Origin of the sequence: Saccharopolyspora sp., assembly GCF_017434145.1 — a bacterium.
GTDB lineage: Bacteria > Actinomycetota > Actinomycetes > Mycobacteriales > Pseudonocardiaceae > Saccharopolyspora_C > Saccharopolyspora_C galaxeae.
In genome coordinates this window covers 1-6,518 of sequence record NZ_JAFRFW010000622.1, presented here as the reverse complement: position 1 = coordinate 6,518, position 6,518 = coordinate 1, and the positions used below count along the sequence as shown (strand labels likewise).

Here is a 6,518-nt window from a genome sequence, read left to right as displayed (position 1 = left end):
GTGCGGGCAGTGCTGCACACCGTCGACGAAGCTGACCGCGCCGACCTCCCGCGCCCGCCGCGCGATCGCGGCGACATCGGGCACGGTTCCCAGCAGATTCGATGCCGCGGTGACCGCGACCAGCCGGGTGCGCTCCCCGATGAGTTCGGTGACCCGCTCGGCGGGCAGCTCACCGGTGGCCGGGTCGACGTCGGCGAACCGCACCGTCGCTCCCGCCCGCTGGGCGTGCTGCACCCACGGCCGCACGTTCGCGTCGTGGTCCAACCGGGTCACCACGACCTCGTCACCGGGCTGCCAGGCGTCCGCCAGCACCGCGGCGAACCGGTAGGTGAGCGCGGTCGAGCTCGGACCGAACACGACGCACTCCGGGTCGGGCGCGCCGGTGAGGTCGGCCACCGCCGAACGCGCTTCGGCCACGACCCGCGCCGCGCGACGGCTGGATTCGAACGCTCCTCCCACGTTCGACACGCCCGCCGCCATCACTTCGGACATCGCGTCGATCACCTGCTGCGGAACCTGCGTACCGGCTGCGGCGTCCAGCCAGGCCCGGCCGTCGGCCAGCGCCGGGTACTGCCCCCGCACCTGCTCCACGTCTAAAACCATGCGTGCGAGCGTAAGCACGGGCGGTCACACCCAGGTCGCGCCGGGACGGATCGAAGATCCGTTCACCCGGACGAGTAGATCACCACGACCGCAGCGTCGCGATGCGCTCCTCCAGCTGCTCCACGGTCGCCATCGCCGTGGGCGGACCGCCGCACACTCGGCGCAGCTCGTTGTGGATCTTGCCGTGCGGTTTGCGGGTCCGGTGGTGGTGCAACGAGACGAGCGTGTTGAGCTCCTTGCGCAGACCCTGCAACCGCTCCTGCACGCTCTGCGGACGGCTGGGCTGCTTGGCCTCCTCCGCGCGCTCCGCGGCCTTCTGCGCCTTGTCCTCGGCTTCGCGCTTGCCGACCTCGTGCAGCTGCTGCTCCTGGCGCTGCCGCAGCAGCGCGCGCACCTGGTCCGGCTCGAGCAGCCCGGGCAGGCCCAGGTAGTCCTGCTCGTCCTCGGTGGTGCCGAACGCGGCGGTGCCGAACGAGGAACCGTCGTAGATCACCTGGTCCAGCTCGGCATCGGCGCCCAGCGAGGTGAACGCCTTCTCCTCCTCGCCGGGTTCGTCCTTGGTGCGGTTGGCCTCGGCGAGCAGTTCCTCGTCCCATCCCTCCTTCTCCCGGTGCGGCTTGCCCAGCACGTGATCGCGCTCGGCTTCGAGCTCGCTGGCCAGGCCCAGCAGCACCGGCACGCTGGGAAGGAAGATGCTCGCGGTCTCGCCCTCCCGGCGGGCGCGCACGAACCGGCCCACGGCCTGCGCGAAGAACAGCGGGGTGGAGGCGCTGGTGGCGTAGACGCCGACCGCCAGCCGGGGGACGTCGACGCCTTCGCTGACCATCCGCACCGCGATCATCCAGCGGTCGTCGGAGTCGGCGAATTCGGCGATCCGGCCGGACGCCTTCGGATCGTCGGACAGCACCACGACCGGTTCCTCACCGGTCATCCGTTGCAGCGTTTTCGCGTACGCCTTGGCACTGGCCTGGTCGGAGGCGATGATCAGCCCGCCCGCGTCCGGCATCCCGTTCTGCCGGAGCTGGTTGAGCCGGGTGTCGGCGGCCCGCAGCACCGACGGGATCCACTCCCCCGCCGGGTCCAGCGCGGTGCGCCAGGCCCGCGCGGTCTGCTCGGCGGTCAGCGGCTCCCCGAGGCGGGCGGAGAACTCGTCGCCCGCGTTGGTGCGCCAGCGCGTTTCGCCCGAATAAGCCAGGAAGATCACCGGGCGGACCACGCCGTCCTGCAACGCCTCGGAATAGCCGTAGGAGCTGTCGGCGGCGCTGCGCATCGAACCGTCCGCGTCCGGTTCGTAGTTCACGAACGGGATCGGCGTGTCGTCACTGCGGAACGGCGTACCGGTCAACCCGAGGCGCCGAGTCGCCGGAGTGCACGCCTCGCGCACCGCATCGCCCCAGGACTTCGCGTCACCGGCGTGGTGGATCTCGTCGAGGATCACCAGGGTCTTGCGGCGCTCGGTGCGCACCCGGTGCAGCGTCGGATGTGCGGCGATCTGCGCGTAGGTGACGGCCACTCCGACGTAGTCGCTGGAAGTCATGCCGTCGCCGTTGCGGAAGTCCGGGTCCAGCGGGATGCCCGCGGCGTTGGCGGCCAGCGCCCACTGGTGCTTGAGGTGCTCGGTGGGAGTGATCACCGTGACCGCCTCGACGGTCCGGTCCCCCAGCAGTTCCGCGGCCACTCGCAACCCGAAGGTCGTCTTGCCTGCACCCGGCGTGGCGACCGCCATGAAGTCCCGCGGCTTCTTCGCGAGGTACCGGGTCAACGCCCGCCGCTGCCACGCCCGCAGCGGGCGTCCGGCGGTGTCGGCGGGGTCGCTGAGAACGGATCGGACGGGATGGTCGAGTTGCGACTCGGACAAGCCTGCTCGCCGCTCCTTCCTGTGCCTTTCCCCGAACGTTCCTGGCGCGGATCGCGGGCGCCGCTCGGGCGACCCGGCGTCGCGGTGGATTCCCGCGAGCGACCGGGCTGCGATCGACCGGGCCGGATCGACTCCGGTCGGCAGGCCCGCGGCGGACCGCGGGACCTGATCAGCACCCTCGGCCGCGCGTCGTCGCGTCCAGCCGGGCGATCCGCCGATGGCGCCCCGGCAGCTTACCGTCCCGCTCCGGCCGTCCGGTCGCACCGACCCGCGGATCGGATTGAGATCACTCCGACACCCCCGGTTGGCCGGGTGCACGCTCGTTGGTGAGCCCTATGCAGCATCCTGGTACGTGCGATGGGTTCCACAGGTCCGACCGGTAACAGCCAACGGCCCGGCCAGCACGGCCGCGAGCCGGAGCCGCCAGCTGCGCGGGCCGGACCGGCCGCCGACCCGCTCGACGATCAGGCTCCCGTGATCCAGTCCCCGGAGATCGGCTCGGTCACCACCGCGGCGACCCGCGCGGACCCGGTCCGCTGGGGGCCGTTGCGGCTGGTGTGGCGCACGGTGCACAAGGCGTGGTGGGACAACATCTTCTCGGAGTCCGCGGCCGCCGCCTTCTGGCAGACGCTGTCGCTGCCGCCGCTGCTGCTGGGGTTCCTCGGCAGCCTGGGTTTCGTCGGCGACTGGTTCGGTCCCGTGGTGGTCGACACGGTGCACAGCAAGATCCTGTCGTTCGCGCACACCGTGTTCAGCGCCAACGTCGTGGACCAGATCATCGGGCCGACGGTGGAGGACATCCTGACCAAGGGACGCACCGAGATCATGTCGGTGGGCTTCCTGCTGTCGTTGTGGGCGGGCTCGTCCGCGCTGGCCTCGCTGGTCGACTCGATCACCCTCGCCTACGACCAGTACACCGTGCGGCACAGCGTCTGGCAGCGGATCTTCGCGCTGCTGCTGTACCTGGTGGGCCTGCTGCTCGCCGTGGTCGGGCTGCCGGTCATAGCACTCGGCCCGGACTGGCTGCCCACGGTCTTCCCGCCGCAATGGCAGGACGACATCGCCTGGCTGATCCGGGTGTTCTACTACCCGGCCACCGGAGTGCTGCTGGTGCTGGCGCTGGCCGCGCTCTACAAGGTGGCGCTGCCGCGGAAGCTACCGTGGCACCGCGGGCTGCCTGGGGCGCTGCTGGCCATGGTGGTCTTCCTGTGCTCCAGCGTCGGCCTGCGGCTCTACATCACCTGGGTCACCAGCACCGGCTACACCTACGGGGCGCTGGCCACACCGATCGCGTTCCTGCTGTTCGCGTTCTTCATCGGGCTGGCGATCATCATCGGTGCGCAGTTCAACAACGCGATACAGGAGCTGTGGCCCGCGAAGATGACGCGCAAGGAGCGGCGGCGCTGGCGGCGGCTGGAGATGCGGCGCGCGGAGCAGCGGCTACGCACCGAGGAGGGCTACCGGGCCTGGCGGGAAGGCGATCGGGAGGACTCGGGAGCGAAGCCGCCGACCGGCTTCGGGGGCACGGCCGTGCCCGCGCGCTTCGGGCAAGAACCTCGGGCGCGCCGGGACCGCGGCTGAGCGGGCGCCCCGCCGCCGCGGCCGGTGGTGCTCAGCTCATTCGTCGTCGCCACCGCCGGGCGGCAACTTCTCGAAGACCTTCTTGCAGTCGGGGCACACCGGCGAGCCCGGCTTCGCGGACTTCGTCACCGGGAAGACCTCGCCGCACAGCGCCACCACGTACGTGCCCATGACCGCGCTCTCGGCGATCTTGTCCTTCTGCACGTAGTGGAAGACCTCGGGCCGGTCGTCCTCGGTCTGTTCCGTGGTGTCCGGCCGGACGTCGGTTTCCGGAAGCGTCATGGTGCTCATGCGTCCATGATGCCGCACCGGGCCGCCGCTGCGCGGATCACCTGGCGGGTTCAGGGGTTCTCGATCACGCGATGCTCGCGGGACTCCAGCGCGCGCGATTCGTGCTGGTACCGGTTGACGTGCTCGGTCTTGCGCGGCGGCCGGTCGTTCGCGATCAGCACCGCCATCCACGGCAGCGGGATCGAGATCGCCAGGATGATCAGCGCCAGCCACCAGATCTGGTAGCAGGCGGCCGCCGCCACCAGGCAGGGGATCCGCAAGGACATCATGATGGCGTACTTGCGGCGCCGCGCCGCCTGCTGATCGTCGTAGGACGGCTCCGCCTCGGTGATCAGCACCGGGGTGTCGTCGCCATGCTCGGAACTGCTCACGACACCACCTCCACGTCCGCCATCGTCCCACTCCGGTGGAACGGTGGACACCCTCGGGGCTGCGCGATGCGCCACCCCGCTACACGGGATCGGCTCTAGGAGTTCACATGGCCGCCACGAGCCCGCACCACGGTCCGGATAGATTCCCGGAGGCGGTGCCGGGACGCGGCGGGGAGGTTCGAATGTTCTACACACTGACCAAGCGGATCGTCGGCTCGGTCGCCCGCGCGGTGTACCGGCCGCGGGTGCACGGCCTGGAGCACGTGCCCGCGGACGGACCGGTGATCTTCGCGATCAACCACCTGTCCGTGGCCGACAGCTTCATCGTGCCGCTGGTGGTGCCGCGGCCGGTGTCGTTCCTGGCCAAGGCCGAGTACTTCGAGGGCGGCGGGCTGAAGAACCGGCTCACCCGCAACGCGTTCGGCGCGCTCGGCGCGATCCCGGTGCAGCGCGGCCGCGGCCGGGCGGCGAAGGAAGCGCTGGGCACCGCGCAGCGGGTGCTGTCCGAAGGCGGTGCGTTCGGCATCCACCCCGAGGGCACGCGCTCCCCGGACGGGCGGTTGTACCGCGGCCGCACCGGTGTGGCGCGGCTGGCGTTGAGCGGGCGCTCGCCGGTCGTCCCGGTGGCGCTCAGCGGCACCGCCGACCTGCTGCCGAAGGGCGCCAAGTTCCCCCGGCCCACCCGCGTGACGGTTCGTTTCGGCGAGGCGCTGCACTTCTCCCGCTACGACGGCATGGAGAGTGCGCTGCCGATCCTGCGGTCGATCACCGACGAGATCATGTACGCGATCTCGGAGCTGTCCGAGCAGGATTACGTGGACCGCTACCAGTCGTCGGCCGCGGCCTGAATCACTTCTTCGCGGCGGCCTTCTGCTGCTTCTTCCAGGCCCGGACCTCTTCCAGCGTCTGCTGGTCGAGCACGTCGGCGATGGAGCGCCGCGCCTCCGGATCGCCGTAGGCACCAGCGGCCTCCCGCCAGCCCGCGGGCTGCACGCCCCACTGCTTGCCGAGCAGCGCGAGGAAGATCCGCGCCTTCTGGTCACCGAAACCGGGCAGCGCCTTGAGCCGCTTGAGCACCGCGGTCCCGTCCGGGTCCTCGCCGGTCCAGATCCCGCGCACGTCGCCGTCGAAGGTGTCGACCAGGTACCGGCACAACGTCTGGATCCGCTTGGCCATCGAGCCAGGGAACCGGTGGATCGCCGGCGGCGTGGAGCACAGCTGCGCGAACTCCTCCGGGTCCATCGCCGCGATGCGGTGCGCGTCCAGTTCGCCGAGCCGCTCGACGAGCACCTTCGGGCCGGCGAACGCCTTCTCCATCGGGATCTGCTGGTCGAGCAGCATGCCCAGCAGCAGGGCCAGCGGGTCGCGCGAGAGCAGTTCGTCGGCTTCGGCGTCCTGGGTCAGGTGCAGCGTCCGGCTCATGCGCCCAGGTTCTCACGGGTGCCCGGGCGATGGGCCCGCGACCAGGCCCGGGCGGAGCTCGCGCCGGTGCGTTGCGGCACCTCGGTCGGTGCGGGTGCCCCGGGGGCGTGTGAGGATCGAACTCGTGATCCCAGACTTGACGAACGATCGACTCGACCGCCTCCGCGAGGCGTTCCTGCGGATCGGCTACGGCACGGACGGCGTCGTCGACCTGCTCGGCGCGCAGGCGCATGCCGCGCTCAGCCGCGGCGAACCGGAGCCGGCGCTGCGCGCCACCGAAGGCGGCGGACCGCTGGGCACCGCGATCCGGATGTTCCTGCTCGGCGAGGCCGAGCAGGCCGGGGACGTCGAGCAGGCGCTGCACCCGCTGCCGCTCTCCGAGGCGATCGCGG

Annotated in this window: 7 protein-coding genes and 1 pseudogene; 3 read left to right on the top strand and 5 right to left on the bottom strand. The window is 71.1% G+C overall.

All coding sequences use genetic code 11. The annotated features are described in order from the left end of the window. Both IJH84_RS17120 and IJH84_RS17115 read right to left on the bottom strand, forming a co-directional pair. A partial coding sequence (locus IJH84_RS17120; RefSeq protein ID WP_295146192.1) for an aminotransferase class V-fold PLP-dependent enzyme occupies positions 1 to 603 on the bottom strand: 603 nt, incomplete at its 3' end. A 79-nt stretch (positions 604 to 682) separates the two neighbouring features. Further along, positions 683 to 2,461 (bottom strand): DEAD/DEAH box helicase, encoded by a 1,779-nt coding sequence (locus IJH84_RS17115; protein WP_200071278.1) that lies wholly within the window; start codon positions 2,459 to 2,461, stop codon positions 683 to 685. A gap of 357 nt (positions 2,462 to 2,818) precedes the next feature. Between IJH84_RS17115 and IJH84_RS17110 the strand changes: the two genes are divergently transcribed. Next, positions 2,819 to 4,042, top strand: a complete 1,224-nt coding sequence (locus IJH84_RS17110; protein ID WP_295146189.1) for a YihY/virulence factor BrkB family protein — start codon at positions 2,819 to 2,821, stop codon at positions 4,040 to 4,042. A gap of 36 nt (positions 4,043 to 4,078) precedes the next feature. On the opposite strand, the gene IJH84_RS17105 is transcribed toward IJH84_RS17110, so the two are convergent. Further along, positions 4,079 to 4,333, bottom strand: coding sequence for a DUF3039 domain-containing protein (locus IJH84_RS17105; RefSeq protein ID WP_200071276.1), 255 nt, complete (start codon positions 4,331 to 4,333; stop codon positions 4,079 to 4,081). 50 nt (positions 4,334 to 4,383) lie between these two features. Beyond that, positions 4,384 to 4,704 (bottom strand): DUF3099 domain-containing protein, encoded by a 321-nt coding sequence (locus IJH84_RS17100; protein WP_295146186.1) that lies wholly within the window; start codon positions 4,702 to 4,704, stop codon positions 4,384 to 4,386. Positions 4,705 to 4,886: 182 nt separating this feature from the next. Here IJH84_RS17100 and IJH84_RS17095 point away from each other — a divergent pair, with 182 nt between their 5' ends. Then, a complete protein-coding gene (locus tag IJH84_RS17095) occupies positions 4,887 to 5,552 on the top strand; it encodes a 1-acyl-sn-glycerol-3-phosphate acyltransferase (protein ID WP_295146184.1) in 666 nt (221 codons plus the stop codon). A 1-nt stretch (position 5,553) separates the two neighbouring features. On the opposite strand, the gene IJH84_RS17090 is transcribed toward IJH84_RS17095, so the two are convergent. Beyond that, positions 5,554 to 6,126 carry an HhH-GPD-type base excision DNA repair protein gene (locus IJH84_RS17090; protein ID WP_295146181.1) on the bottom strand — a complete coding sequence of 191 codons (573 nt, stop codon included), beginning with the start codon at positions 6,124 to 6,126 and terminating at the stop codon, positions 5,554 to 5,556. Positions 6,127 to 6,262: 136 nt separating this feature from the next. On the opposite strand from IJH84_RS17090, the pseudogene IJH84_RS17085 reads away from it, so the two are divergent. Continuing rightward, positions 6,263 to 6,518, top strand: a pseudogene (locus tag IJH84_RS17085) (SAM-dependent methyltransferase); the annotation flags it as partial.